General features: G+C 66.9%; 20 protein-coding genes, 8 pseudogenes and 1 riboswitch. Of the genes and pseudogenes, 23 read left to right on the top strand and 5 right to left on the bottom strand.

Features of this window, described 5'->3' with window-relative positions; genetic code table 11:
- Window positions 1-14: 14 nt before the first annotated feature.
- Complete coding sequence (locus ASG92_RS03865) at window positions 15-935, bottom strand: LysR substrate-binding domain-containing protein (RefSeq protein ID WP_056624742.1); 921 nt, start codon at window positions 933-935, stop codon at window positions 15-17.
- A 629-nt stretch (window positions 936-1,564) separates the two neighbouring features.
- Here ASG92_RS03865 and ASG92_RS03860 point away from each other — a divergent pair.
- The 10 genes and pseudogenes from ASG92_RS03860 to ASG92_RS03820 all read left to right on the top strand — a co-directional run bounded on the left by ASG92_RS03860 (window position 1,565) and on the right by ASG92_RS03820 (window position 10,318).
- The gene (locus ASG92_RS03860; RefSeq protein ID WP_056624738.1) at window positions 1,565-2,353 is read left to right on the top strand and encodes a 5-oxoprolinase subunit PxpA; all 789 of its coding nucleotides are present in this window, start codon (window positions 1,565-1,567) and stop codon (window positions 2,351-2,353) included.
- Window position 2,354: 1 nt separating this feature from the next.
- Complete coding sequence (locus tag ASG92_RS03855; protein ID WP_056624737.1) at window positions 2,355-3,080, top strand: allophanate hydrolase subunit 1; 726 nt, start codon at window positions 2,355-2,357, stop codon at window positions 3,078-3,080.
- The gene (locus tag ASG92_RS03850; protein ID WP_056624736.1) at window positions 3,077-4,090 is read left to right on the top strand and encodes a biotin-dependent carboxyltransferase family protein; all 1,014 of its coding nucleotides are present in this window, start codon (window positions 3,077-3,079) and stop codon (window positions 4,088-4,090) included. Before ASG92_RS03855 ends, ASG92_RS03850 begins: the two co-directional genes overlap by 4 nt.
- Window positions 4,091-4,145: 55 nt before the next feature.
- On the top strand, window positions 4,146-5,486 hold the full coding sequence (locus ASG92_RS03845) for an MFS transporter (RefSeq protein WP_056624731.1): 1,341 nt from the start codon (window positions 4,146-4,148) through the stop codon (window positions 5,484-5,486).
- Window positions 5,487-5,580: 94 nt separating this feature from the next.
- Window positions 5,581-6,330 carry an SDR family oxidoreductase gene (locus ASG92_RS03840; protein ID WP_056624727.1) on the top strand — a complete coding sequence of 250 codons (750 nt, stop codon included), beginning with the start codon at window positions 5,581-5,583 and terminating at the stop codon, window positions 6,328-6,330.
- Window positions 6,331-6,378: 48 nt separating this feature from the next.
- A complete protein-coding gene (locus ASG92_RS03835) occupies window positions 6,379-7,320 on the top strand; it encodes a 2-hydroxyacid dehydrogenase (RefSeq protein ID WP_056624724.1) in 942 nt (313 codons plus the stop codon).
- A gap of 121 nt (window positions 7,321-7,441) precedes the next feature.
- A pseudogene (locus ASG92_RS28095) lies at window positions 7,442-7,576 on the top strand (SDR family NAD(P)-dependent oxidoreductase); the annotation flags it as partial.
- Window positions 7,577-7,620: 44 nt separating this feature from the next.
- Window positions 7,621-8,550 (top strand): annotated as a pseudogene (locus tag ASG92_RS30235) (SDR family oxidoreductase); the annotation flags it as partial.
- A 95-nt stretch (window positions 8,551-8,645) separates the two neighbouring features.
- The gene (locus ASG92_RS03825; protein WP_056624721.1) at window positions 8,646-9,707 is read left to right on the top strand and encodes an L-idonate 5-dehydrogenase; all 1,062 of its coding nucleotides are present in this window, start codon (window positions 8,646-8,648) and stop codon (window positions 9,705-9,707) included.
- 59 nt (window positions 9,708-9,766) lie between these two features.
- Window positions 9,767-10,318, top strand: a complete 552-nt coding sequence (locus ASG92_RS03820) for a gluconokinase (RefSeq protein ID WP_056624717.1) — start codon at window positions 9,767-9,769, stop codon at window positions 10,316-10,318.
- 2 nt (window positions 10,319-10,320) lie between these two features.
- On the opposite strand, the gene ASG92_RS03815 is transcribed toward ASG92_RS03820, so the two are convergent.
- Window positions 10,321-10,773 carry a hypothetical protein gene (locus ASG92_RS03815; RefSeq protein ID WP_056624708.1) on the bottom strand — a complete coding sequence of 151 codons (453 nt, stop codon included), beginning with the start codon at window positions 10,771-10,773 and terminating at the stop codon, window positions 10,321-10,323.
- 264 nt (window positions 10,774-11,037) lie between these two features.
- Window positions 11,038-11,135, top strand: a riboswitch (glycine riboswitch).
- A 157-nt stretch (window positions 11,136-11,292) separates the two neighbouring features.
- Between ASG92_RS03815 and gcvP the strand changes: the two genes are divergently transcribed.
- The 12 genes and pseudogenes from gcvP (at window position 11,293) to purU (ending at window position 24,129) form a co-directional block, all read left to right on the top strand.
- Entirely contained in the window at window positions 11,293-14,145 is a 2,853-nt protein-coding gene (gene gcvP / locus ASG92_RS03810) for an aminomethyl-transferring glycine dehydrogenase (protein WP_056624707.1), read from the top strand.
- A 40-nt stretch (window positions 14,146-14,185) separates the two neighbouring features.
- Window positions 14,186-15,307, top strand: a complete 1,122-nt coding sequence (gcvT, locus tag ASG92_RS03805; protein ID WP_056624706.1) for a glycine cleavage system aminomethyltransferase GcvT — start codon at window positions 14,186-14,188, stop codon at window positions 15,305-15,307.
- Between the two features lie 192 nt (window positions 15,308-15,499).
- Window positions 15,500-15,883 (top strand): glycine cleavage system protein GcvH, encoded by a 384-nt coding sequence (gene gcvH, locus ASG92_RS03800; protein WP_056624702.1) that lies wholly within the window; start codon window positions 15,500-15,502, stop codon window positions 15,881-15,883.
- Window positions 15,880-16,758 (top strand): annotated as a pseudogene (gene glyA, locus ASG92_RS03795) (serine hydroxymethyltransferase); the annotation flags it as partial. The gene gcvH and the pseudogene glyA, both read left to right, overlap by 4 nt.
- A 55-nt stretch (window positions 16,759-16,813) precedes the next feature.
- Window positions 16,814-17,470, top strand: a pseudogene (locus tag ASG92_RS03790) (hypothetical protein); the annotation flags it as partial.
- A 185-nt stretch (window positions 17,471-17,655) separates the two neighbouring features.
- Window positions 17,656-19,081, top strand: a pseudogene (locus tag ASG92_RS03785) (L-serine ammonia-lyase).
- A gap of 67 nt (window positions 19,082-19,148) precedes the next feature.
- Window positions 19,149-19,682 (top strand): annotated as a pseudogene (locus ASG92_RS03780) (hypothetical protein); the annotation flags it as partial.
- A 28-nt stretch (window positions 19,683-19,710) separates the two neighbouring features.
- Window positions 19,711-20,037, top strand: a pseudogene (locus ASG92_RS03775) (lipoyl synthase); the annotation flags it as partial.
- Between the two features lie 61 nt (window positions 20,038-20,098).
- Window positions 20,099-20,870 (top strand): annotated as a pseudogene (locus ASG92_RS03770) (radical SAM protein); the annotation flags it as partial.
- 31 nt (window positions 20,871-20,901) lie between these two features.
- A complete protein-coding gene (locus ASG92_RS03765) occupies window positions 20,902-21,735 on the top strand; it encodes a methylenetetrahydrofolate reductase (RefSeq protein WP_082579283.1) in 834 nt (277 codons plus the stop codon).
- Window positions 21,725-23,194, top strand: coding sequence for a D-serine/D-alanine/glycine transporter (gene cycA / locus ASG92_RS03760; RefSeq protein ID WP_056624699.1), 1,470 nt, complete (start codon window positions 21,725-21,727; stop codon window positions 23,192-23,194). The genes ASG92_RS03765 and cycA overlap by 11 nt, the downstream gene beginning before the upstream one ends.
- Window positions 23,191-24,129, top strand: coding sequence for a formyltetrahydrofolate deformylase (gene purU, locus ASG92_RS03755; RefSeq protein ID WP_056624697.1), 939 nt, complete (start codon window positions 23,191-23,193; stop codon window positions 24,127-24,129). Before cycA ends, purU begins: the two co-directional genes overlap by 4 nt.
- A 115-nt stretch (window positions 24,130-24,244) precedes the next feature.
- Here purU and ASG92_RS03750 read toward each other — a convergent pair whose 3' ends face one another.
- The 3 genes from ASG92_RS03750 to ASG92_RS03740 are packed head-to-tail and all read right to left on the bottom strand — an operon-like array spanning window position 24,245 to window position 25,674.
- Window positions 24,245-24,640 carry a type II toxin-antitoxin system VapC family toxin gene (locus ASG92_RS03750; protein WP_056624981.1) on the bottom strand — a complete coding sequence of 132 codons (396 nt, stop codon included), beginning with the start codon at window positions 24,638-24,640 and terminating at the stop codon, window positions 24,245-24,247.
- 51 nt (window positions 24,641-24,691) lie between these two features.
- A complete protein-coding gene (locus tag ASG92_RS03745; protein ID WP_056624695.1) occupies window positions 24,692-25,105 on the bottom strand; it encodes a hypothetical protein in 414 nt (137 codons plus the stop codon).
- Window positions 25,102-25,674, bottom strand: a complete 573-nt coding sequence (locus ASG92_RS03740) for an MOSC domain-containing protein (protein ID WP_056624692.1) — start codon at window positions 25,672-25,674, stop codon at window positions 25,102-25,104. Before ASG92_RS03740 ends, ASG92_RS03745 begins: the two co-directional genes overlap by 4 nt.
- A 120-nt stretch (window positions 25,675-25,794) precedes the next feature.
- Here ASG92_RS03740 and ASG92_RS03735 point away from each other — a divergent pair, with 120 nt between their 5' ends.
- A complete protein-coding gene (locus ASG92_RS03735) occupies window positions 25,795-26,178 on the top strand; it encodes a nuclear transport factor 2 family protein (RefSeq protein WP_056624691.1) in 384 nt (127 codons plus the stop codon).
- Window positions 26,179-26,394 lie beyond the last annotated feature (216 nt).

Raw genomic sequence — 26,394 nt, 5'->3', positions numbered from 1 at the left:
ATGCTATGAGTCGGCTACCTCGCGTATTTATTGCTGAGCATTTCCTGAAGCATTTCCTTGAGCACGAGGAGCACCGCCGATGCCGCCTCGGAAAGGGGATCATGGTCAGGGGTGCACAGCGCGATCTTGCACTGCAGCGCGGGGTCCACGATCCGCAGGACCTGGAAGTCTTCCTCGTGGAAGAGTGCGTCCGCGGCTGACTTGGGCATGATCGTGGCCCCCAGGTCGGCCCGCAGGAGCCGGGCCAGGGACGGAACCGACTCCACCTCGCCCACCAGCTGGAGTTTGAGCCCTTTGCTGTCGAAGCCGGCTTCGACCACCTGGCGGAGGGTGTGGATCTTCTCGGGCAGGAAGAGCCCGAAGCGGGCGGCGTCCTCCAGCGAGATCTCGCCACTCCCGGGTGCGACGCCTGATGTTTCGGCGTTGACGATCAGGTGCAGGTCTTCGACGATCATGGTGGTGAACTGGACGCCGCGGATGGGACCGGGCTCGTAGATGAGGGCCATGTCCAGCCGCCCGTTCTTGATCGCTTCACTCAGGACGCCGCCATAGATTTCCGTGACGTGCAGGACAATGTCCGGGTACCGGCGGCCCACTTCGCTGATGATTTGGGGCGTCAGGCTCGACGCCATGCTGTACGGCGCAATGGCAATGGACACCCGTCCGGACGGGGCGGCCCCGGACTGGGAAACGTCCAGCCGCGCCTGCGCAACGAGGCGCAGGATCGACTGGGCATGCCGGTAAAGGGTGTGCCCGGCCGCCGTGGGCTGCACGCCCTGCTTGCTGCGGATCAGCAGGCGCTGCTTGAGGTCGCTTTCCAGTGCCGAAACCTGCTGGCTCAGGGCCGGCTGGGCCACATGCAGCGCTGCCGCCGCCTTGGTGATGCTTCCCGAATCCACGATCTGCACGAAGTACGCAAGCTTCCGTGTATCCATAGCCGCCTTCTCTCTCTGCGGCGTCCTGAACCCAGAGACGGTCATAACCGGATGCTGTGGAGGGATACGCAATAGGTCTTTGTGTGATCCACATCGCTGACACTAGGTTGAACCCAGAACGCTATTTCACTAATCGTACATTCTATCTCCTCTGGTGACATGCAATTTCCCGATGACGTCAGACGCATTTCGCATGGAAATGGTGTTTACCGAAAGGGACGCCGTCTTTTACATTTTCGAAATATTCACTCCATAGCTTGAATGCATTCGCGAACCCGCGACACCGGAGCGGAATCCACTTTTGAGAAAGAGGTGACAAATGAGTGCAGTAATCGAGGGCACGCCCACCACTGTGGCCCGCCCTTTGGACTCAGCCTCATTGTGCCGCGGGCAGCACCGCCGGCGGGGCGGCCGCAGACCCGTCATAACCGGCACCTATCCCGTGACATGGATTACGTCTTTGTGTGAGCCAATTCGCAGTGCCAGACTTTTTGACAGAAGCCCGGCAGCCCGGGCCGCCGGACCAGAGGCCCCATACCGGGCCGGTTCGCGACACTCACTTCACCACCAGCAGTTGACCACCGAGCCCCACGGGGCAACGTTGCAGCTAACACCCCAGGAAGGCTCAAATGGGACCCTCAGTTGATCTCGTGGCAGATCTCGGAGAAGGCTTCGGCGCCTACTCGATGGGCGACGACGCGGCCCTGCTCGAGGTTGTTTCCAGCGCCAACATCGCCTGCGGTTTCCACGCGGGAGACCCGGACATCATGAACGCGACAGTCGCCGAATGCGTCCGGCGCGGCGTCAGCATCGGGGCACACCCGAGCTTCCCGGACCTCCGCGGCTTCGGCCGCCGCGCCATGGACCTGACGGCCGATGAGGTCCGCAACGACGTCCTCTACCAGTTCGGCGCACTGACCGCCTTCGCCGCCTATTACGGAGCCAGCGTGGCCCACATTGCACCGCACGGCCGCCTGGGGAACCTCGTTGCCACCCGCGCCGACTACGCCGCGGCCGTGGCCGACGCCGCCGCCCGCGTCAACCCGGACCTGATTGTCCTGGCCCAGGACGGCGAGCTGGCCTCGGCGGCCGCCGCACGGCAGCTCCCGGTCGCCATCGTGGGCATCGCAGACCGCGCCTACGAGGCGGACGGCACCCTGGTGCCGCGCAGCCGCCCCGGCGCCGTCATCCACGATCCTTCAGTAATCGTGGACCGCACCGTCCGGATGGTGTGCGAAGGCCTCATCGAAACAGTTGCCGGCACCGACCTGGCGATTGTCGCGGACACGGTCCTCCTGCACGGAGACACCCCCGGCGCCGTTCAGCTGGCCCGGCAGGTCCGCGCCGAACTGGAGAGCGCCGGAGTGACCATCGCCCCGCTGGCCCAGGTTCTGGCCGCCAAGGCAAAGGTCGCCTGACATGGCCGCCACACCAACCCCAACTCCGGTGGACATTTTCGAGTCCGGGGACGCCGCCCTGCGGGTCGTCGCTTCTTCCCCGGACAGCGAGGCCAACTGGTCCACCGTGCATTCCCTCGCCGAATGGCTTGAGGCCGCAGGAGCCGACGGCGTACACGGGTCCGTCCCGACGTACGATTCACTGCTCGTCGAATTCGACCCCGGGGTCACCTCGGCACGCCAGGTCCGCGCCTTCGTCCTCCTCGGCCTGCGCCAGCTCGACTTCGTGGGTGCACCCGCACGGAAGCCACGGGAGTTCAGTGTCCCGGTTGTTTACGGCGGCGAATACGGCCCCGACCTTGAGCGCGTTGCCGAACACGAGCAGCTGTCCGTCCAGGAGATCATCGAGCTCCACACCGCCAAGTCATACGTCATCCGCTGCCTCGGCGCCCCGGCCGGCTCGCCCATGATGGACGGCCCCGACTTTCCCCTCCCCGTTCCGCGGCTGAAGGACCCCCGGCTGTCCGTTCCGGCAGGTGCCGTGGCCGTCGCGGGCCGGCAGGCAGTCATTGCCCCGGCCGTGGCACCCGGTGGATGGTGCGTCATCGGCCAGACACCCCTGACCGTTCTCGACGCCGCCAGCGAGCCGCTCGTTCCCTACGTCCCCGGCGACCTCCTGCGGTTCCACCAGATCCGGCCCGAAGAGTTCGCGAACTACGCCGGCCGGAAACTGGAGGCGGCACGATGACCGGCTCATTGATCATCCAGCAGCCCGGCAACTCGGTCGTCACCGACCTGGGACGCTTCCGGGGACCCCGGTTCGGGCTGCCCGTGAACGGCGCGCTGGACCAGTTCTCCGCACGTGCGGCCAATATCCTCACCGCCAACGCGGACAACGCGCCGCTGCTGGAAATAACCGCCCTGGACTTCCGGATGCGCGCCACCAGCGACATCCTCATCGCCGTCACCGGCGCACCCCTGACGCTCACCGTCGGCGGGCGCGAATGCCCGCAATGGGAACCGGTGTCCGTCCGTGCCGGGGAAACGGTGGCGGTGCGCCGCATCACCGGAGGGCTCCGGGCCTACCTTGCAGTCCACGGCTCGGTGGAAGCGCCCACGCTGCTGGGCAGCTGCGCCCCTGACACGGTCATCGGATTCGGCCTGCGGCTTTCGGAGGGCACCGAACTCCGGACCTCACAAAGCGTCGCGCCGATACGTCAGCCGTACTACGACCTGCCGCTGTTCCGGCTGGGGCTGACCCGGCCGGAATTCAGCAGCCAGGCAGTCGTAGATGTCACGGACGGCCCCGACGTGGACGAATTCGGCGACACAGCCGAACTGCTCTTCAACACCGAATACACCGTCAGTGCCCGGAGCAACCACATCGGCCTGCGCCTCGGCGGCGCCCTTCCCGAACGCCAGTCCACAGCCGAAGTGCTGTCCCGCGGCGTTCCCGTGGGAGCCATCGAAGTGCCGTCCCGGGAGGAACTCCTGGTGCTGCACCGGGGCCGCGGAGTCACCGCGGGCTACCCCGTCCTCGCCGTGGTCACCAGCCGCTCCCTGGACGTGCTCGCCCAGGCCCGGCCGGGCCACACCATAACCTTCCGCAAGACCACCGTCCCCGACGCTACAGCGAAATACCGGGCGGCCTTGCGGGAACTGGAGAACCTCCGTTCCACAGTCGCCACAGTCTTCTCGCTCCTCGGCATCGGCAACCAGCCCGGCTGGTCAAAGCTGGCACCGGCGGCCGGAACCTAACCGCCCTAGCACCAGAGTCAAAGCCTTGTTACCATCCCCCTTAGTAAGGAAAGCCATGTCAACTTCTACGCACGCGGCCCAGCCGCACAAAGAGCGGCTCACCAGTAGGCAGACCCGCAAAGTCGTTACCGCCGGCTGCGTCGGCATTTTCGTGGAACTCTACGACAACGGCATCTTCGCCTTCATGGCTGGAACTCTTGCCCTAGTCTTCCTGGCACCCGGCAACCCGGACAACGCCCTGCTGTTCGTCTTCGCCGGCTACGCCGTGTCCTTCTTCGTCCGCCCCCTCGGCGCGGTGGTCTGCGGTGTGCTGGGAGACCGGATCGGGCGCCAGAAACTACTGGTCTTCGTCATCCTGCTGATCAGCGTCGCTACCGCCGGCATCGGACTCCTTCCCGCCTACTCGGCCATCGGCATCGCAGCGCCCGTGCTGCTCGTGCTGTTGCGGATGCTGCAGGGCTTCTCCGTTGGCGGCGAGGCCGCCGGTGCAATGACCTTCCTCGCTGAGCACGCCCCGGAAGGCAAGCGCGGCATCATCACCTCCTACGCTCAGATCGCCTCCTTCGCGGCTCTCCTCACCGGCACCCTCGTGGCGTTCTCGATGTCCCCGTGGCTCACCGCAGCAGCGATCGACGGCGGCGGTTTCGGTGCCTTCGCGTGGCGCATTCCTTTCCTCGTCGCCATTCCCATGGGCGTCATCGGCTGGTACATCCGCAAGGCCATCGCGGACACCCCCAACTTCGTGAAGCTGAAGGAAGAGGGCGGCCTGTCCAAGAACCCCCTCAAGGAAGCCTTCAAGTCCGCCGAACACCGCCGCGCCATGGTCCTGGCCCTGTTCATCCCGCTGATGAACGGCTCCGGCTACTACGTCCTCTTCTCCTACATGCCGACGTTCCTCAAGGGCAAGCAGCTCAACTTCACCATCGGTGAGGCACTCCTCGTCACCGCCTGCAGCCTGGTGGTCATCTGCATCGCCATCCCGTTCATGGGGGCCCTTTCTGACCGCATCGGTCGCAAGAAGGTCATCGCCGGCTCGGCAATCGCCATGGCCATCCTCGGCATTCCTGCCTACGCCCTGATCGCCACCGGCCAGATGGCACTGGCCATCCTCGGCGCCTGCATCATGGCCGTCGTGTTCGCCGGCCACACCGCAGTGATCCACATCCTGATCGTGGAACTCTTCCCCACCCGGGTGCGGTACTCCGCCTACGGACTGGGCTACAACATCTCTTCGGCCCTCTTCGGAGGCACCGCGCCGCTGCTGATGACCTGGCTGATCTCGTCCACCGGCAACATCTACATGCCGGCCTTCTACGCCGTCATCACCGCCCTGGGCACCCTGGCGGCCGTCAGCACCGTCAAGGACCGCGCGCACCTGCCGCTGCGGGACGCCTAACCACCCACCATCCGAACAGCAGTGCGCTGCCCAACGGCAGCGCACTGCACCACTTGCGGGGCACCAGCGCCGCTGCACCCACCAGGAGACTTAGATGCCCTTTTCAGATTATTCAACGGCCCTCGTCACGGGCGCTTCCACAGGAATGGGCGCCGCGATCGTCGAACGCCTGACCAAGCGGGGACTCACTGTCCACGCCCTGGCCCGCAACGAGGAGCGCCTGAAAGACCTTGCCGACAAGACCGGGGCCATCCCCCACGTGGTCGACCTGACCGACACCGCGGCGCTGACCGCCGCCGTCGGCGATCTTGAAATCGATGTCCTGGTGAACTGCGCCGGAGTGTCCCGGCCCGGCAACATCCTGGACTCCAGCGAGGGCGACATCGACGAGCTCATAGATGTGAACCTGCGCGGCCTGCTCCAGCTGACCAGGCTGGTGCTGCCCGGCATGGTGGAACGCGACCGCGGGCACGTCATCAACGTCAGCTCCATCGCCGGGGTGTACAACTTCTACGGCCACACGGTTTATCACGCCACCAAGGCCGCAGTGCACCAGATCTCCCGGCAGCTGCGCAACGACACGGTGGGCAAGCGCATCCGCGTCACCGAGATCTGCCCGGGGCGCGTCGAGACGGAGATCTTCGGCCGCAACATGGGCGGCACCCCCGAGGCCATGGAAGAGGCCTGGAAGACGTACTACGAAGGCTACGAGTCCCTGACCACGGACGACATCGTCAACGCGATGGACTACGCCATCGAAACGCCCCGGCACGTGAATGTGGGCATGTTGGAAATCATGCCCACGTTCCAGGTCCCCGGCGGGCTCACGTTCGACAGGCGCTAGCCGCCCAAGGCCCGCCCCGTACACCCCACATATCCGATAGGTATTCCGATGCAAACAGTCCGCACCGTCAGCTTCCCCGATCGGCAACTGCTCGCCGATCTCTCACCCCTTCCCGAGGGGCTGAGAGGAGTGGTTTGGGACATGAAGACGGATCCTGACGGCGGGACGCTGGGTGAGATCGACGGCGTCATCCTCCCTTATATCGACGCCTCCGCGGTTCTGGGATCCCTCGCCAAGGTAGAAGACCTGAAGTTCGTTCAGACGCAGTCGACCGGATACGACGGGGTCATCGAAGCGGCCGGGCCGGCGGCCGGGGTGGCCAGTGCCTCCGGTGTCCATGCGGCCGCGACGGCGGAACTGGCCGTGGGGCTGATCCTGGCGAAGCTGCGCGGCATCGACCAGGCCGTCCGCGACCAGCAGTACGGCCTCTGGCGGCCGGAGCGGCGCCAGTCCCTCGCGGACAGGCGTGTGTTGCTGGTGGGCGTCGGCGGCATCGGGCATGAGATCGCCCGCCGCCTGGAGCCTTTCGAGGTCACGGTCACCCGGGTGGGGAGTGTGGCCCGGACTGACGAGCACGGCGAGGTGCACGCTTCCACGCAACTGCCCGCGCTCGCCGCCACCCACGACGTCCTGGTCACGGTGCTGCCCCTGAACGAGCAGACCCATCAGCTGATTGGTGAAGAAGTTCTGGCCGCACTGCCGGACGGGGCGCTGGTGGTGAACGTAGGCCGCGGCCCGGTGGTGGACACCGCTGCCCTGACCAAGGAAGTCCTGTCCGGTCGCCTGCAGTGCGCGCTCGACGTCGTGGATCCGGAACCGCTGCCGCAGGACCACCCGCTGTGGTCCACGCCCAACGCCCTGATTACCCCGCACGTCGGCGGCAACACGTCCGCCTTCCAGCCAAGGCTCCTGAAGCTCCTGCGGAAGCAGCTCGAAGCCCTCGCCGCCGGACAGGCTCCGGCCAACCTGGTCCAGCGCGGCCCCTTCTAGAGGAACAGCGCGAACGTACACATGCGGCCCTCGCTGCCAGGGCCCCAAGTGTACGTTCGCGCGAAAACGAACGACCATTTCGCGCATTACCGCGCAGACCGCGGCGAAGGAGCTGCTCTTCATGAATTCACTTTTTGACCTGACCGGGCGCATAGCGTTGGTGACGGGTTCGAGCCGGGGGATCGGCAACGCTTTGGCGCGTGCCCTGGCCGATGCCGGCGCCACGGTGGTGCTGAACGGGCTCAACCGGCAACGCTTTGGCGCGTGCCCTGGCCGATGCCGGCGGGGCGCATAGCGTTGGTGACGGGTTCGAGCCGGGGGATCGGCAACGCTTTGGCGCGTGCCCTGGCCGATGCCGGCGCCACGGTGGTGCTGAACGGGCTCAATCCGGAACGGCTCAAGGACGCCGAGGCCGCGATGGCGGCCGGCTACGCGCCCGGCCGGGTGCACAGCTGCGCGTTCGATGTCACCAGCGATGCCGAGGCCGCGCGGCGGCTCAAGGACGCCGAGGCCGCGATGGCGGCCGGCTACGCGCCCGGCCGGGTGCACAGCTGCGCGTTCGATGTCACCAGCGATGCCGAGGCCGCGCGAGGCATCGCGTGGGTGGAGGAGAACGTGGGCCCGCTGGAGATCCTGGTGAACAACGCCGGCATCCAGCACCGGGTGCCCATGCTGGAGCTGGACGTGAAGGACTGGGAACGGGTCATTTCCACGGACCTGACCAGCGCGTTCCTGGTGGGCCGGGAAGCGGCCCGGCACATGATTCCGCGGGGCCGCGGGAAGATCATCAACATCTGCTCGGTGCAGACCGATCTGGCCCGTCCCACGATCGCGCCGTACATCGCGGCTCAGGCCCGGCACATGATTCCGCGGGGCCGCGGGAAGATCATCAACATCTGCTCGGTGCAGACCGATCTGGCCCGTCCCACGATCGCGCCGTACATCGCGGCCAAGGGCGGGCTGCGGAACCTGACCCGGGCGATGACCGCGGAGTGGGCGGCCTCGGGGCTGCAGATCAACGGGATCGCGCCGGGCTACATCCATACCGAGATGACGCAGAACCTGGTGGACGATGAGGACTTCAATGCCTGGATTCTGGGCCGGACGCCGGCGCACCGGTGGGGCACCGTCGAGGACCTGGCCGGCCCGGCGGTCTGGCTGGCCTCGAGCGGCTCGGACTTCGTGAACGGCCAGACGATCTTCATCGACGGCGGAATGACGGTGGTGGTCTGGGCCGGCCCGGCGGTCTGGCTGGCCTCGAGCGGCTCGGACTTCGTGAACGGCCAGACGATCTTCATCGACGGCGGAATGACGGTGGTGGTCTGATGGCACCGGCAACTACAGCCTTGCCGGCCTCGGGCCCGGCGGTGGTGGCGCACGCGAAGGGCGACCTGCGGATCGAGGAGGTCCCGCTGGCCGCGCCGGCCCCGGACGAGGCCGTCGTCGAGGTCCTGTACGGCGGGATCTGCGGCTCGGACCTGCACTACTGGCTGCACGGCGCGGCGGGCGAATCCATCCTGAAGGCACCCCTGGTGCTGGGCCATGAGATTTCCGGCCGGGTGGTCCGGCCCGCGGCCGACGGCACGGGTCCGGCCGCCGGGACCGCCGTCGCGGTTCACCCGGCCACCCCGGGTCCGGGCGCGGCGCGGTATCCGGCGGACCGGCCCAACCTCTCACCCGGGTGCACGTACCTGGGCAGCGCGGCCCGCTACCCGCACACCGACGGCGCGTTCAGCCGCTATGTGAACCTGCCGGTGCGGATGCTCCGGGCCCTACCCGGCAGCATCGACCTGCGCACCGCGGCGCTGATCGAACCCGCCAGTGTTGCCTGGCATGCGGTGGCCCGGGCCGGCGACGTCGCCGGCAAAACCGCCCTGGTGATCGGCAGCGGCCCCATCGGCGCGCTGGCCGTCGCCGTCCTGAAGCGGGCCGGAGCCGCCCGGATCGTCGCCGTCGACATGCACGCCAAACCGCTCGAGATCGCCACCGCCGTGGGCGCGGACGAGGTCCTGGCCGCCGGCGACGCGGAAGCGATCGCCGCCGTCGAAGCCGACGTCGTGATCGAATCCTCCGGCAACCACCACGGCCTGGCCTCCGCCATCCAGGGCGCCGCCCGCGGCGGGACCGTGGTGATGGTGGGCCTGCTGCCCACCGGCCCGCAGCCGGTCCTGATCTCCCTGGCCATCACCCGCGAACTCGAACTCAAGGGCTCCTTCCGCTTCAACGACGAAATCGACGACGTCATCGCCGCACTGGCCGACGGCACCCTCCACATCGACCCGGTCATCACCCACGAGTTCCCGGTGGAAGCGGCCCTCGAAGCCTTCGGCGTGGCCCGCAACTCCGCCGAATCCGGCAAGGTGCTGCTGAGCTTCGGCTCAGCGTAAATGACCCCGGCGCCGCAAGCATCGCCGCAGGCGGCAAGAACCATTCAAGGAAGAACACCATGATCACGAATCTGCCGCCCCTGGTTGTCATGGGCGTCTCCGGCTGCGGAAAGTCCACCATCGGCGCCCTCCTTGGGGAGCGGCTGGGCGTTCCCTTCTTCGACGGAGACGACTTTCATCCGCCCGCCAACAAGGCAAAGATGGCCGCCGGCATCCCGCTGGACGACGACGACCGGGCGCCATGGCTCGCCGAAATCGGTACTGCGCTGGCAACGCCGGGGGACGGCGCCGGCTCCCGCATCATCGCCTGCTCGGCGCTCAAGCGCAGCTACCGCGACCTGCTGCGCAGCTTCGCACCGGACCTCGTGTTCGTCCACCTGTCCGGCGAGGCAGCCACAATCTCCGGCCGGCTGAGCAGCAGGGCGCACGAATACATGCCCAGCAGCCTGCTGGCTTCCCAGCTGGCCACGCTCGAACCGCTGGCGTTCGACGAGGCCCACATAGTGGCGGACATCCTCGATGACCCGGCGTCGCTGGTGGACGGAATCGTCCGGCAGCTGGAACTTTCCGATGGCCGCCAGGACGAATTGGCAGGGACGGCCAGCTCCTAGGTTTATCGTTGGGGCGGAAGCCCGGCACCGGCGGGTTTGGCGAGCGTTATTTCGGTGGTGATAATGACGGCGGAGCACTGGAATTGCGCGCTGCAGCTTTGCAGGAAGACCGTAGCTGCGGCGGCGCCTTCGTTGAACGCCATCACATTTGGAACCACCCTTATGGTGACTGTTTGGGCCTTCTTGGTGCAGCTGATCTGATCGTTTCCGCCGCCGCCGGCGATCCGTCCGTCGCTGACTCTTTGGGTGAGTTGGACGACGGGTATTGCGATGATCAGGGCGGGGTCGGTGTCGCACACGAAGGTGACGGGAACATCCACCGCGGCGCCGTCGGCGACGAGGATTCCCGGTCCCGCGCTCACGAGCGTGGCGGGGGCTGCTTGCGCGGGGGCGGCTACGGTCACGAGGGCGGCGGCAAGAGCGACGGCGGCGAGGCGGCTTCTGGTGCCTAACATCAGGTTCTCCCTTGAATGGAAGCGTAGCGTCCTGTGTTCCGCATTGCCGGCCAGTGCGGTGACCGGGCGCCTTAATGTACGGGGCGTAGCCCCTGACGGCAGCGCCGTTCCGGGCGCCGCCTGATGCGGCCTAAAGTCCGGTTGACCGCACATTACTAACTCCCTGCCTGCGTGACAATAGCCCACTTATATAACGCAAATTTTGCATCCGGCCGCGGGAGCAGATATGGTGTGAGCCGTGTCACCCACCAGTGGCACAGCTTATGATCTGCGGCGGGAGAGTCCTGCCGGTACGTTCAGCAGGCGCCGTAGGAGCAAATCCTCCCCAGGAATCTCTCAGGCCCACGTACCGCCGCGGCAAGGCAACTCTGGAAAGCAGTCCGGGAAACCGGGCTCACCGACGGTGCAAGTGGCGCCTGTTAACAGCAGGCAACGCGGAAACTCTCAGGTCCAATACAGAGCGGGGAGGAACCCGAATCATCGTGGCGCTTTGTGCCACCTGAATTATGGAGTTCCTCAATGACGATTCATTCGTCCCCGTCCACGTTCGCAGACCGTCATATCGGTGCGCGCCGCCAAACAGACATCGACACCATGCTCAAGGCCGTCGGCTACGACAGCGTAGATGGCCTCGTTGACAACGCAGTCCCCGCTTCAATTCGCCAGGAAAAGCCGCTCAGCCTGGACAGCGCCCTCAGCGAAGTTCAGGTGCTGGCCGAGCTGCGCAAGCTGGCTTCCAAGAACAAGACGGCCGTGCAGATGATCGGCCAGGGCTACTACGACACCGTCACGCCGCCGGTGATCCGCCGCAACATCCTCGAAGCCCCCGCCTGGTACACGGCTTACACCCCCTACCAGCCGGAGATCTCCCAGGGCCGGCTCGAGGCACTGCTGAATTTCCAGACCATGGTCCAGGACCTCACTGCACTCCCGGTCGCCAATGCGTCCCTCCTCGACGAGGCCACCGCCGTCGCCGAGGCCGTGCTGCTGATGCGCCGCGCCAACAAGAATAAGACGTCCCGCGACGGCAAGACCGTCCTCGACGCCGACTGCCTCCCGCAGACCATCGCCATCGTGCAGGGCCGCGCCGAGGCGCTCGGCTTCGACGTTGAGGTCGCGGACCTGTCCCAGGGCCTGCCCGACGGCGACATCAACGGCGTTGTCCTCCAGCAGCCCGGTGTTTCCGGCCGGGTCTGGGACCAGTCCGCCGCGATCGCCGAGGCCAAGGACCGGGGTGCCCTGGTCACCGTGGCAGCGGACCTTCTGGCCCTGACGCTGATCACCCCTCCGGGGGAGCAGGGCGCGGACATCGCCGTCGGCTCCACGCAGCGCCTGGGCGTGCCGCTGTTCTTCGGCGGCCCGCACGCGGCCTACATGGCCGTGCGCGAAGGCATGGAACGCACCCTCCCCGGCCGCATTGTCGGCGTCTCCAAGGACAACGCCGGCGTCCCTGCGTACCGCCTGGCCCTGCAGACCCGCGAGCAGCACATCCGCCGTGAAAAGGCCACGTCCAACATCTGCACCGCGCAGGCGCTGCTGGCCATCGTCTCGTCGATGTACGCGGTCTACCACGGCCCCGACGGCCTGAAGGCCATCGCCGAGACCGTCCACAACAACGCCCGGTCCCTCGCCGCCACGCTCAAGGTCGCAGGCCGGGAACTGGTGAGCGAGTCCTTCTTCGACACCCTTACTGTCCGCGTTTCGGGTAAGGCCCGGAAGGTCATCACCGCAGCCGAGGCCCGGGGCATCAACCTGCGTTTCATCGATGCGGACACGGTTGGCGTGTCAGTCGATGAGACGACGACGGCGGAGGTCCTCTCCGCGGTGGTCGTCGCCTTAGGCGCCGGTCCGGTGGTGGAGGCCAAGGGCTTCGAGCTGCCCGAGGCTGTGCTGCGTTCCTCAGATTTCCTGCAGCACCCGGTGTTCAACACGCACCGCTCCGAGACTCAGCTGCTGCGCTACATCCGCAAGCTCTCCGACCGCGACCTCGCCCTGGACCGCACCATGATCCCGCTGGGTTCGTGCACCATGAAGCTGAACGCCACGGCCGAGATGGAAGCCATCTCCTGGCCCGAATTCGCCTCCATCCACCCCTTCGCCCCGGACTCCCAGACCGAAGGCTGGCGGGAACTGATCGAGGGCCTGGAATCGGACCTCACCGAGATCACCGGTTACGACCAGGTCTCCATCCAGCCCAACGCCGGGTCCCAGGGCGAGCTCGCGGGCCTGCTGGCCATCCGCGGCTACCACCTCTCCCGCGGCGATGCCCAGCGCAATGTCTGCCTCATCCCGGCTTCCGCGCACGGCACCAACGCGGCCTCCGCGGTCCTGGCCGGCATGAAGGTCGTGGTGGTGGCCACCGCGGCCGACGGCACCATCGACCACGCCGACCTGAACGCCAAGATCGAGCTGCACAAGGACGCCCTGTCCGCGATCATGATCACCTACCCGTCCACCCATGGGGTGTACGACGCCGACGTGCGCGAGGTCTGTGACTCGGTCCACGCCGCCGGCGGCCAGGTCTACGTGGACGGCGCCAACCTCAACGCCCTCGTCGGACTGGCCCAGCCGGGCAAGTTCGGCGGCGACGTGTCCCACCTGAACTTGCACAAGACCTTCTGCATCCCGCACGGCGGCGGCGGTCCCGGCGTGGGCCCGGTCGCTGCGAAGGCGCACCTGGCTCCGTTCATGCCGGGCGATGCCAACAAGGCCGCGCACGAGGCCGGGCACGGAGTTGCGATCTCTGCCTCCCGGTACGGGTCCGCCGGCGTCCTGCCGATTTCCTGGGCCTACGTGAGGCTCATGGGCGGCGCGGGCCTGACCGAGGCCACCAAGTCGGCGCTGCTGGCGGCCAACTACATCGCCTCCCGCCTGAACGAGTTCTTCCCGGTTCTGTACACAGGCGAAGGCGGGCTCGTGGCGCACGAGTGCATCCTGGACCTGCGTGAGCTGACGGCCAGGACCGGCGTCACCGCCGAGGATGTGGCCAAGCGCCTCATCGACTTCGGCTTCCACGCGCCCACGCTGGCGTTCCCGGTTGCCGGCACGCTCATGGTGGAGCCCACCGAGTCCGAGGACCTCGCGGAGATCGACCGCTTCATCGACGCGATGATCACCATCCACGCCGAGATCGAGCAGGTGGCCGCCGGGGACTTCACCCTGGAGGACTCCCCGCTGCGCAACGCGCCGCACACGGCTGCCGCCGTCGTCTCCTCCGACTGGGCCCGCAAGTACCCGCGCGAGCAGGCCGCGTTCCCCGTGCACACGCTCAGGCAGGACAAGTACTTCCCGCCGGTAGGCCGCATCGACGGCGCGGCAGGGGACCGCAACCTGGTCTGCTCCTGCCCGCCCCTCGAAGACTTCGAAAACTGATTTCGACCAGCTCAATCACCAGATTGAAAGGCACTTTCCCATGACTGAGAACTACACCGCGCTCTACGAAGAGCACAAGAAGGCCGGCGCCTCCTTCACCGACTTCGGTGGCTGGCAGATGCCGCTCAAGTACAGCTCCGAACTGGCCGAGCACCACGCCGTACGCAACGCCGCCGGCCTGTTCGACCTCTCCCACATGGGCGAGGTCTGGGTGACCGGCCCGGACGCCGCGGCCTTCCTGGACTACGCCCTGGCCGGCAAGCTGTCAGCGGTCGCCGTCGGCAAGGCCAAGTACTCGCTGATCTGCCAGGAAGACGGCGGCATCATCGATGACCTGATCTCCTACCGCCGGGGCGAGGAGAAGTACCTCGTGGTCCCGAACGCCGGCAACGCCGTGGTGGTCGCCGCAGCGCTGGCCGAAAGGGCCGCGGGCTTCGACGTCACGGTGGAGGACGTTTCTGCCGAGACTTCCCTGATCGCCGTTCAGGGCCCGAACGCAGAGGCCATTCTGCTGACGCTGGTGCCGGCCGAGCAGCACTCGCTCGTCACGGAGCTCAAGTACTACGCCGCGGTTGAGGTCGAAATCAACGGTCAGGAGCTGCTGCTGGCCCGGACCGGGTACACCGGCGAGGACGGCTTCGAAATCTACATTCCCAATGGGGACGCAGCGGGCCTGTGGGAGGCATTGCTGGAAACCGGTGCCGGCCACGGGCTCATCCCCGCCGGCCTGGCCTGCCGCGACTCGCTGCGCCTTGAAGCCGGCATGCCGCTGTACGGCAATGAGCTCTCCCGCGACGGCAACCCCTACGCCGCAGGCCTGGGACCGGTTGTCTCGCTCGCCAAGGAATCGGACTTCGTCGGAAAGGCTGCCCTGGGCGAGCTCAAGGCAGCCGGCGCCGGTTCCACGAGCGGACGCAAGCTGGTCGGTCTCAAGGGACTGGGCCGCCGGGCCGGCCGCGGCCACTACCCGGTGCTCAAGGACGGCAACGTCGTTGGCGAAGTGACCTCCGGCCAGCCCAGCCCCACGCTTGGCTACCCGGTCGCCATGGCTTATGTCGACGTCGAGTTCACCGAGCCCGGCACCGCCCTGGACATCGATCTGCGCGGCAAGGCGGAGCCGTTCGAAGTCGTCGCACTGCCGTTCTACAAGCGGGACAAGTAGGTCCCGTCGGGACCGACATCCTCCGCGTGCTCGGTCGCGAAGACGCCGGCTGGGCCGGCGTGACGCTCCCTTAGACGCACGCTTCCGGATGCCGGTCCCGAAGGGGACCTTGACGGTCACCTCGGTTCCCCGCCCCCAAACCGGACAACAAGATTTACGAGTTGGAACCACGAACTTTAAGGATTGAGAAACATGAGCAAAGTAGTTGCTGAACTGAAGTACTCCGCAGAGCACGAGTGGGTTGCTGCTGACGGGTCCGGCCCTGCGGGGATTGGAATTTCCGCCGTGGCTGCCGATGCCTTGGGCGACATCGTTTACGTGGACCTGCCGGAGGTGGGCTCGGCCGTGACCGCGGGGGAGACGTGCGGCGAGGTGGAGTCCACCAAGTCCGTTTCGGACCTGTATGCCCCGGTGACGGGCGAGGTTGTCGAGATCAATGATGAGGTTGTTTCGGATCCGGCGCTGATCAACAGCGATCCGTATGGTGCCGGCTGGCTGTTCAAGGTGGCCGTGACTGACGAGGGCCCGCTCATGTCAGCTGAAGAGTACGCGGCAGCCAACGGCGGCGAGCTGTGAGCGGGGTCGCTGCCGTAACGGCCGCGTTTGAGCAGGTCGTGTCCCCGTCCCTGGACGCGGAGCTGTCGGCGCTGGATCCGGAGATCGCGGCGAAGATCGATGACGAGCTGACCCGGCAGCGCGGCGGGCTGGAGATGATCGCGTCGGAGAACCACACCGCGGTTGCGGTGATGCAGGCGCAGGGCTCGGTGCTGACGAACAAGTACGCCGAAGGGTACCCGGGCAAGCGGTACTACGGCGGCTGCGAGCACGTGGACGTGATCGAGCAGCTGGCGATCGACCGGGTCAAGGCCCTGTTCGGCGCGGAGTACGCGAACGTGCAGCCGCACTCCGGGGCGCAGGCGAACGCCTCGGTGATGCACGCGCTGATCAAGCCGGGCGACACCATCATGGGCCTGAACCTGGCGCACGGCGGGCACCTGACCCACGGCATGCGGATCAACTTCTCCGGCCGGCTCTACAACGTSGTYCCGTACCAGGTCCGCGAGGAGGACCACCGGATCGACATGGCCGAGGTGGAGCGCCTGGCCCTGGAGCACCGGCCGGCGCTGATYGTGGCCGGCTGGTCCGCCTATGCCCGGCAGCTGGACTTCGCGGAGTTCCGCCGGATCGCCGACTCCGTGGGGGCGTATCTGATGGTGGACATGGCGCACTTTGCCGGGCTCGTGGCCGCGGGGCTGCACCCGTCCCCGGTGCCGCATGCGCACGTGACGACGTCGACGACGCACAAGACCCTGGCCGGTCCGCGGGGCGGGATCATCCTGTCCAACGATGCCGGCATCGCCAAGAAGATCAACTCGGCGGTGTTCCCGGGCCAGCAGGGCGGGCCGCTGGAGCACGTGATCGCGGGCAAGGCCGTGGCGTTCAAGATCGCCGGCCCAGCAGGGCGGGCCGCTGGAGCACGTGATCGCGGGCAAGGCCGTGGCGTTCAGCAACGATGCCGGCATCGCCAAGAAGATCAACTCGGCGGTGTTCCCGGGCCAGCAGGGCGGGCCGCTGGAGCACGTGATCGCGGGCAAGGCCGTGGCGTTCAAGATCGCCGCCTCGGCCGAGTTCAAGGAGCGCCAGGAGCGGGTGCTGGCCGGTGCCCGGATCCTGGCCGAGCGGCTGGTCCRGCCGGACGTCACCGCCAAGGGGATCAGCGTGATCTCCGGCGGMACSGACGTGCACCTGGTCCTGGTGGATTTGCGCGACTGTGAGCTGGACGGGCAGCAGGCCGAGGACCGGCTCGCGGAGATCGACATCACGGTCAACCGCAACGCAGTGCACCTGGTCCTGGTGGATTTGCGCGACTGTGAGCTGGACGGGCAGCAGGCCGAGGACCGGCTCGCGGAGATCGACATCACGGTCAACCGCAACGCGGTGCCGTTCGATCCGCGTCCGCCGATGGTCACCTCGGGGCTGCGGATCGGCACCCCGGCGCTGGCGACCCGCGGGTTCGGCGAGGCGGCCTTCGCGGAGGTYGCGGACATCATCGCCGAGGCCCTGATCGCCGACGCCGGCACCGACCTGTCGGGCCTGCGCTCCCGGGTCGAGGCCCTCGCCGAAGCCCACCCGCTCTACCCGGCCGTAGCGGCACTTAGCTGACGGTCTCCTTTGGCCCGTTGGGGCCGACATCCTCCGCGTGCTCGGTCGCGAAGACGCCCGCAGAGCGGACGTGACGCTCCCTTAGACGCACGCTTCCGGATGCCGGCCCCAAAGGGGCCCGTCTGCTCACCTCCTTCAGAGTTCCTACCACCCAACCCGACCACTTATCTAGTTAGGAACCGACAATGGCTGTTGGAGTCTTTGACCTTTTTTCCATCGGAATAGGCCCATCCAGTTCTCACACGGTGGGCCCGATGCGGGCTGCCGCGGTGTTCGCCGAGGAGCTCAAGTCCATCGGACAGTTGGCGAGCGTGGCGTCGTTGCGGGTTGACCTCTACGGCTCGCTGGCCGCCACCGGGCACGGCCACGGCACCATGACGGCCATCCTGCTCGGCCTGGAAGGCTTCCACCCCGATCTGATCCTGCCCGAGGAAGTGGAGGAGCGGCTCGCCGCCATCGCCGAGACAGGCACCCTGCAGCTGGCCGGTTCCGTCCCGCTGCCCTACGGGGTCAAGGACATGGTCCTGCGCCCGCTGACCATCCTGCCGCGGCACACCAACGGCATGACCTTCACCGTCTCCGACGCCGGCGGCGAGGTCCTGCACAGTGCCACGTTTTTCTCGGTAGGCGGCGGCTTCATCGTGCGGGAAGGTGAGGAGGACGCGGCTCAGCAGGAGCTTGAGGAGTCCAAGAAGGAACTGCCGCTGCCGTTCCGGACCGCGGCGGAGCTGCTCAAGCATTGCCAGAACACGTCGCTGGGCATCAGCGATGTCATGCGGATCAATGAAGAAGACAGCCGCACCGAGGAGGAGATCCGCGAGGGGCTGCTGCACATCTACTCGGTCATGGAGGGCTGCGTGGAAGTCAGCCTGAAGCGTGAGGGCCTGCTGCCCGGCGGGCTGAAGGTCCGCCGTCGTGCGCCGGACTGGCACGAGCGACTGGCACGAGCGGCTCCTCAAGGAAAGCCGGGACCATGATCCCGGCTACCGGGACCCGAAGTACTGGCAGGAATGGGTGAACCTGATCGCCCTGGCCGTCAACGAGGAAAACGCCTCCGGCGGGCGCGTGGTCACCGCGCCGACCAACGGTGCCGCGGGCATCATCCCCGCCGTGCTCTACTACGCGCTGCATTTCGCCCCCGGCATGGAGCAGGCGACCCAGCAGGACCGCGACGACGTCGTGGTCAAGTTCCTGCTGACGGCCGGCGCCATCGGGGTGCTGTACAAGGAACAGGCCTCGATCTCGGGGGCCGAGGTGGGCTGCCAGGGCGAGGTGGGATCGGCGTCGTCCATGGCCGCAGCGGGCCTGGCCGAGGTCATGGGCGGCACCCCGGCGCAGGTGGAGAACGCCGCGGAGATCGCGATGGAACACAACCTGGGCCTGACCTGCGATCCGATCGGCGGGCTGGTCCAGGTGCCCTGCATCGAACGGAACGCCATCGCCGCCGCCAAGGCGATCAACGCCGCCAAGATGGCGCTCTGGGGCGACGGTTCGCACCGCGTGTCCCTCGACGAGGTGATCGTGACCATGCGCGAGACGGGCAAGGACATGAGCTCCAAATACAAGGAAACCGCCATGGGCGGCCTGGCCGTGAACGTGGTGGAGTGCTGACCGGCAGGTCAGCACCAGCACCAAAGTCTTGCCGGCATGCCGGCGCACGCACAACGGAAAGAGAACAATGACACTGGCACCAGAAGGCCGGAAGATGCTGCGTATCGAGCAGCGCAATGCGGCCACCCCGGTGGAGCGCAAGCCGGAGTGGATCAAGGCCAAGGTCCAGATGGGCCCGGAGTTCGTCCAGCTCAAGAACCTGGTCAAGAAGGAGGGCCTCCACACCGTGTGTGAGGAGGCCGGCTGATGGATCAAGGCCAAGGTCCAGATGGGCCCGGAGTTCGTCCAGCTCAAGAACCTGGTCAAGAAGGAGGGCCTCCACACCGTGTGTGAGGAGGCCGGCTGCCCCAACATCTTCGAGTGCTGGGAAGACAAGGAAGCCACGTTCCTGATCGGCGGCTCCGAATGCACCCGGCGCTGCGACTTCTGCCAGATCGACACCGGCAAGCCCTCCCCGGTGGACATGTTCGAGCCCACCAAGGTGGCCCGCTCGGTCCAGGCGATGCAGCTGCGCTACGCCACCGTCACCGGCGTGGCCCGGGACGACCTCGCCGACGAGGGCGTCTGGCTGTACGCCGAGACGGTCCGCAAGATCCACGAGCGGGGACGACCTCGCCGACGAGGCCACCAAGGTGGCCCGCTCGGTCCAGGCGATGCAGCTGCGCTACGCCACCGTCACCGGCGTGGCCCGGGACGACCTCGCCGACGAGGGCGTCTGGCTGTACGCCGAGACGGTCCGCAAGATCCACGAGCTGAACCCGGGCACCGGCGTCGAGCTCCTGATCCCGGACTTCTCCGGCAAGCCCGAACACATCGAGGCGATCTGCGATTCCAAGCCCGAGGTCTTCGCGCACAACGTCGAGACGGTGCCGCGGATCTTCAAGCGGATCCGTCCGGCGTTCCGCTACGACCGCTCGCTGGATGTCATCACCCAGGGCCGGAACCTGGGCATGGTGACCAAGTCCAACCTGATCCTGGGCATGGGCGAGACCCGCGAGGAGATCTCCGCGGCGCTGCGTGGCCCGCTCGGTCCAGGCGATGCAGCTGCGCTACGCCACCGTCACCGGCGTGGCCCGGGACGACCTCGCCGACGAGGGCGTCTGGCTGTACGCCGAAACGGTCCGCAAGATCCACGAACTGAACCCAGGCACCGGCGTCGAACTCCTGATCCCGGACTTCTCCGGCAAACCCGAACACATCCAGGCGATCTGCGACTCCAAGCCCGAGGTCTTCGCCCACAACGTCGAGACCGTGCCGCGGATCTTCAAGCGCATCCGCCCCGCGTTCCGCTACGACCGGTCCCTGGATGTCATCACCCAGGGCCGGAACCTGGGCATGGTGACCAAGTCCAACCTGATCCTGGGCATGGGCGAGACCCGCGAGGAGATCTCCGCGGCGCTGCGGGACCTGCACGAGGCCGGCTGCGACCTGATCACCATCACCCAGGGGCGAGACCCGCGAGGAGATCTCCGCGGCGCTGCGGGACCTGCACGAGGCCGGCTGCGACCTGATCACCATCACCCAGTACCTGCGCCCGTCCGAGCGSCACCTYCCGGTGGACCGCTGGGTCAAGCCGCAGGAATTCGTCGACCTSCAGCAGGAAGCGGACGAGATCGGCTTCCTCGGCGTCATGTCCGGACCCCTGGTCCGGTCCTCCTACCGTGCCGGCCGGCTCTGGGCCACCGCSATGCGCAAGAAGGGCTGGGAAATCCCGGCCGAACTCGCGCACATCGAAAGCTCCGGCAGCACCCGCCAGGAAGCCAGCTCACTGCTCGCGGCCACGGCCTGACTTTACAGACCCTGATGTTCAGAGAGGACCAATGATGTTCCCCATCAGAATCGAAATCATCCCTTCAGAGGGAATCGTTGAGCGGGTCACGGCCCTGGTGCCCTTGACCACAACGCTCAGCGTGACGTGCCTGCCCCATCACGGCATCGAGCGGACCATGCGCACGGCGATACAGCTGAGCGTGCTCGGTTACAACGTGATCCCGCACCTCGCGGCGCGGAGCCTGCACAGCCGTGCCGACCTCACCGGAATCCTCCGCGACTGCAATGTGGCCGGCATCGGCGAGGTGTTCGCCATCGGCGGAGACCGGAAGAATCCAGCCGGCCCGTACGAGTCCGCCCTTCCAATGCTGGAAGACATCGCGCAGTACTCCGGCGGCGCGATGCGGGCAGGCGTTGCGGGCTACCCGGAGGGCCACCCCTCCGTTGGCCCCGTGGACCTGCTGGACGCGCTGCTGGCCAAGCAGCACCTGGCTTCGCACGTTGTCACGCAGATGTGCTTCGCCGCGCCGAAAATCCTTGATTACGCGGCGCTCCTGCGCCGCGAAGGCGTGCGGCTGCCCGTCTGGGCGGGCGTGGCGGGGGCCGTGCCGCGGACCAAGCTGGTCTCCCTGGCGGCGCAGATCGGCGTCGGAAGTTCCCTGAAGTTCCTGAGCCGCAAGGGCCCGCTGGCCCGCAAACTCCTGAGTGGCGACCGCTACTCGCCACAAGGTCTGGTGTCCGGGCTGGAAAGCCAGCCCGGCACCATCGCGGGCATCCATCTGTACAGCTTCAATAGCCTCGATTCGGTTCCGGGCGGGCCGGGTCAGGCGTCAACATCAGCACTCCAGCAAGCATTGATTCGAGGAGCAGCACGTGACAACTGAAACCGTAACTTCCCAGCAAACGCCGCATCTTGAGCGCCAGCTCAGCAACCGGCACATCCAGCTGATCGCCATTGGCGGCGCAATCGGCACCGGCCTCTTCATGGGCTCGGGCAAAACCATATCCGCGGCGGGGCCCTCCGTCATCTTCGTCTACATGATCATCGGCTTCATGCTGTTCTTCGTCATGCGGGCCATGGGCGAACTGCTGCTGAGCAACCTGAACTACAAATCCTTCAGCGATTTCGCGGCGGACCTCCTCGGTCCCTGGGCCGGGTTCTTCACGGGCTGGACCTACTGGTTCTGCTGGGTGATCACGGGAATCGCGGACGTCATCGCCATTGCCGGCTATTCGAAGGAACTCTGGCCGGCGCTGCCGCTGTGGATCCCGGGCCTGGCCACCGTGGCTATCCTCCTGCTCCTGAACCTCACCACGGTGAAGGCGTTCGGCGAGACGGAGTTCTGGTTTGCGCTGATCAAGATCATCGCCATCGCGGCACTGATCGTGGTGGGCCTGTTCATGATTTTCAGCGGGTTCCAGTCCGACGCCGGCCCTGCCACCTTCACGAACCTGTGGAGCCACGGCGGTTTCTTCCCGAACGAGTTCATGGGATTCGTGGCCGGTTTCCAGATCGCAGTCTTCGCCTTTGTGGGCATTGAACTGGTGGGCACCACGGCCGCAGAGGCCAAGGACCCGGAGAAGAACCTGCCCAAGGCCATCAACTCCATCCCCATCCGTGTGCTGCTCTTCTACGTGGGCGCCCTCATCATCCTGATGTCCGTCACCCCCTGGACCCAGTTCCAGGCCGGGCACAGCCCGTTCATCGCCATGTTCTCCCTGGCAGGCCTGGGCGCCGCCGCCACCATGGTGAACCTGGTGGTGCTCAGCTCGGCCATGTCCTCCGCCAACTCCGGCATCTACTCGACGTCGCGCATGGTGTACGGGCTGGCCCAGGAGGGTGACGCTCCGTCCGTCTTCAGCGCCCTGTCGCGCCGCAAGGTCCCGCAGAATGCCCTGTTCCTGTCCTGCGTTCTCCTGCTCTCGGGCGTGGTGCTGATGTACGCGGGCCAGGACATCGGCAAGGCCTTCGACATGGTGACCACCGTGTCGGCAGTGTGCTTCGTCTTCGTGTGGTCCATCATCCTGGCCAGCTACATTGCCTTCCGCAGGCGCCGCCCGCACCTGCATGAGGCGTCCAAGTACCGGATGCCGGGCGGAGTCCCCATGGTCTGGGTGGTCTTCGCGTTCTTCGCCTTCGTGCTCTGGACGCTGACCACGCAGCCGGACACCCTGACGGCGCTCCTGGTCACGCCGGTCTGGTTCATCCTGCTCGGCGCCGCCTGGCTGGTGCTGCGCCGGCGGCCGGCGCACCTGGCCCGCTATGCGACGTTCCAGGCCGAACTCACCCAGGATCTGGAGCAAGAGTCAGCCACCGCGCGGGAAATCGGAAAGGTGAAATGAGCGCCGCCCAGACACTGCATGGTCCTGTCCTGAAAGCGGAGGAACCTGCCGCCACCGTCGAGCATGTAATGACCGTCGACTGTGCCGAGGCTCCGGGCATCGTCCACGCGGTCTCGGGATTCCTGCTCAGCCACGGCTGCGACATCATCGACATCAAGCAGTACGGGGACAAGGGGGAAGGGCACTTCTTCATGCGCGTCCACTTCGCCTCGGCGCAGGCGCCCTCAGCACTGGACTCCTCGGTGCAGGAGTCCTTCAGCACCGAGGAGCTGCGCCGGGACTTCACGCCTGTGGCGGAGAAGTGGCGGATGAACTGGCAGCTGGAGCCGCACGGCCGCAAACGCCGCGTCCTAGTGATGGTGTCCAAAATGGGCCATTGCCTCAATGACCTGCTCTTCAGGGCACGCACGGGCGACATCCCCGTTGAAATCGTCGCCGTGGTCTCCAACCACCGCGAGCAGGAGGCGCTGGTCCAGTGGCACGGCATCCCGTTCTTCCACCTCCCGGTCACGAAGGACACGAAGCCCGACGCCGAAGCCCGGCTCCTGGAACTCGTCGACGCATTCGACGTGGAGCTCGTGGTCCTGGCCCGCTACATGCAGGTCCTGAGTGACGGGCTTTCGGCCAAGCTGGCAGGGCGGACCATCAACATCCACCACTCGTTCCTGCCCAGCTTCAAGGGTGCGAAGCCCTACCACCAGGCTTACGACCGCGGCGTAAAAACCGTGGGCGCCACGGCGCACTACGTCAACGCCGAACTCGATGAGGGTCCGATCATTTCGCAGCAGGTCATCGACGTGGACCACACGTACACCGCCGATGACCTGGTGGCGGTGGGCCGTGATGCCGAATGCGCGGCCCTCCGCAACGCCGTCCGCTGGCATTGTGAGGGCAGAATCCTGCTGCTCGGCAACCGCACCGTCATTTTGCGCTAGGGCGGTTCCATCCGGGTCCGCGGGTGCGGACCCGGGTGGAACCCCAGTCAATGTCCTACTGACTTTGGCTGCCCGGCACCGGCGTCGACCGGCCCTGACGCCCACCGCGGGTGGGTCAGTACAGCGCTTCGATCGGCGCCACCGTGACCAGGCCCCGGGCCGCAAGGGCGAGCTGCCCGTCCAGGGTGATCAGGGCATCGGCCTGCAGTTGGGTCAGGGCGATGTATTCGGCGTCGAGGGTGTCCGGCCAGCCGAGCTGGTCGGCCACCTTCCAGGCGGCGCCCTGAAGGACCCGGTCACCGAGCAGCCGGATGCGCAGGCCCCGCACATAGTCGAGCTGCCGGGCGGCATCCGTCTTCGATAACTCGCCACGCCGCACCGCCTGGTAGAGGAGCGACAGGACCTGCGAGCGGAGCAGCGTCGGGGCCACAAGCTGGCACCCGTCGCCGGTCACTGTCTGGTCCTGCGCAAGCCGCAGGGCGGTGTCCGGGGTGATCACATACCGAGTCATGGACCCCATTTTCGCTCAGGTCGCATCCTCGACCCAGTGCCCATCGCTCCGTCAGTCCTGCGGGAGGTGTGCCCGCAACCAGCTTGGCCCCACAACGGTGGCGCCCAGTTCCTCGACGCGGCTCCGGAGTCCGCGGTCGGCGGTCACCACCTGCACCGACGCGGAGCCGGTGATCAGCTCGCGGACCGTATCAACTATTGCCTGGTCGCCGTCCCGTTCGGCGGCCACGACCCTGACCCTTTCCTGGGGATCGGCGGCGCCGTTGGCCTGTCCCTCGGTCACGACGACGATGTCCGGCCAGGTGCGTTCCACACCTGCCCCGGCCTCGGAAGAAACGATGCCCTGCTGCGCCAGATGTGACAGGCCGTCAATGAGCCGCTGCGCAGCCTTTCTGCGGTCGCGCCACCAACCGTCCGGGCGTGACCCGACCACGTTGGCTGCGTCGACAACGAGGTGTGAGTTCACCGCAGCCGGGACGGCTGCAGCAGCGTGGGGTCGCCTGCGCGCTCGGGGTCGAGCGGCACGGGGCTGATCGGCACGGCCGGCCCGCGGTGCAGTATGCCGTCCGAAAGTGGCTGGCAGCGCACGCCGCCCCGTCCGCGCATGGCCTTGTGCGCTCCGGGGGCCAGCACCTGGTCCATCCAGGCGCAGGGGTGGGCGGGCCGCCCGGCCTTCAGCCGCACCAGGTCGCCGCGCGACTCCAGCGCGAAGTCATTTCCAATCAGCGGAGCCAGGTGGGCCCCTCTGAGGACCACGTTGCGCCGCGTCAGCAGGGGGTCGAAGGGGGCTACGCCCAGCTCCGCGGCCATGGCTTCGAGCGCCTCGATCGCGAACACGGTGACCGCCGCATCCATGTGTGCGGCCTTGCCGAAGAACCGGTCACCGACGATGCCCTTGCCCGCCACCACCTCGACCCGGTCGGCATCGGCCGTGGGGACGTCCGCCGCACCCTCGCGGGCACGGCCAAAGTAGGCGTGCGCCGGCGACACGAGAAGGTGCAGCACCTCGACGTCGTACCTGTAGCTAGCCGTCATGCCACAAAACTATCCTCCATCGCAGGGGCCTGCACACCTGCTGGCAGGTAACGGCAGGGCCTCCCGCAGCGGGGCCGGGGCCAATAGCGTTGATGGCATGGACAAAGGAAACGGCAAGCGATGACCACCGACGCAGCGGACCAGGACCGGTCGGAAATCCTGGACAACTACCGGGCGCAGCTGCGCGCCATGGTGGACGGCGACACCGACGTGCTCGGCGGGCTGCTCACGGGCGACTTCACGCTGACGCACATGACGGGCTACCTCCAGGCCAAGCAGGAGTGGCTGGCCCAGATGCGGGCCGGGCAGTTTGTCTACCACGACGCCCAGGAGAAGGACGTGACCCTCGACGTGGACGGCGACACCGCCCGGCTGGTCGGGAGGATCGTCACCGACGCGGCGGTCTACGGGTCCCGGGCCAAGTGGCCGCTGCAGCTCACCATGGATTTCATCCGCACGGACGGGCGATGGCTCGCGTCGCGCTCGGAGGCCACCACCTGGTAACCACCGGGGAACCTGCAAGACGCCCTAGTCCGAAGTTACGTGGGGCCGTGGCCCGGGGATCGTTGAGTTTCCGGGCCGGGGCCCTTCTTTTGTATCACCATTTGTAGCCACTAAATTATTGGCGTGCCTTACGCTGTTCCCCTCTATTTCCTTTTGTATCACCATTTGTAGCCACTAAATTATTGGCGTGCCTTACGCTGTTCCCCTCTATTTCCT

Origin of the sequence: Arthrobacter sp. Soil736, from assembly GCF_001428005.1 — a bacterium.
In the GTDB taxonomy this organism is placed as follows: Bacteria; Actinomycetota; Actinomycetes; order Actinomycetales; family Micrococcaceae; genus Arthrobacter.
Note: the sequence above shows the minus strand (reverse complement) of the source record. Positions and strands in the feature narration are given on the sequence as shown.

Coding starts and splice junctions, on each gene's coding strand:
- ASG92_RS03865 (WP_056624742.1), bottom strand. CDS start 935: ATGGATACACGGAAGCTTGCGTACTTCGTGCAGATCGTGGATTCGGGA.
- ASG92_RS03860 (WP_056624738.1), top strand. CDS start 1,565: ATGGGACCCTCAGTTGATCTCGTGGCAGATCTCGGAGAAGGCTTCGGC.
- ASG92_RS03855 (WP_056624737.1), top strand. CDS start 2,355: ATGGCCGCCACACCAACCCCAACTCCGGTGGACATTTTCGAGTCCGGG.
- ASG92_RS03850 (WP_056624736.1), top strand. CDS start 3,077: ATGACCGGCTCATTGATCATCCAGCAGCCCGGCAACTCGGTCGTCACC.
- ASG92_RS03845 (WP_056624731.1), top strand. CDS start 4,146: ATGTCAACTTCTACGCACGCGGCCCAGCCGCACAAAGAGCGGCTCACC.
- ASG92_RS03840 (WP_056624727.1), top strand. CDS start 5,581: ATGCCCTTTTCAGATTATTCAACGGCCCTCGTCACGGGCGCTTCCACA.
- ASG92_RS03835 (WP_056624724.1), top strand. CDS start 6,379: ATGCAAACAGTCCGCACCGTCAGCTTCCCCGATCGGCAACTGCTCGCC.
- ASG92_RS03825 (WP_056624721.1), top strand. CDS start 8,646: ATGGCACCGGCAACTACAGCCTTGCCGGCCTCGGGCCCGGCGGTGGTG.
- ASG92_RS03820 (WP_056624717.1), top strand. CDS start 9,767: ATGATCACGAATCTGCCGCCCCTGGTTGTCATGGGCGTCTCCGGCTGC.
- ASG92_RS03815 (WP_056624708.1), bottom strand. CDS start 10,773: ATGTTAGGCACCAGAAGCCGCCTCGCCGCCGTCGCTCTTGCCGCCGCC.
- gcvP (WP_056624707.1), top strand. CDS start 11,293: ATGACGATTCATTCGTCCCCGTCCACGTTCGCAGACCGTCATATCGGT.
- gcvT (WP_056624706.1), top strand. CDS start 14,186: ATGACTGAGAACTACACCGCGCTCTACGAAGAGCACAAGAAGGCCGGC.
- gcvH (WP_056624702.1), top strand. CDS start 15,500: ATGAGCAAAGTAGTTGCTGAACTGAAGTACTCCGCAGAGCACGAGTGG.
- ASG92_RS03765 (WP_082579283.1), top strand. CDS start 20,902: ATGATGTTCCCCATCAGAATCGAAATCATCCCTTCAGAGGGAATCGTT.
- purU (WP_056624697.1), top strand. CDS start 23,191: ATGAGCGCCGCCCAGACACTGCATGGTCCTGTCCTGAAAGCGGAGGAA.
- ASG92_RS03750 (WP_056624981.1), bottom strand. CDS start 24,640: ATGACTCGGTATGTGATCACCCCGGACACCGCCCTGCGGCTTGCGCAG.
- ASG92_RS03740 (WP_056624692.1), bottom strand. CDS start 25,674: ATGACGGCTAGCTACAGGTACGACGTCGAGGTGCTGCACCTTCTCGTG.
- ASG92_RS03735 (WP_056624691.1), top strand. CDS start 25,795: ATGACCACCGACGCAGCGGACCAGGACCGGTCGGAAATCCTGGACAAC.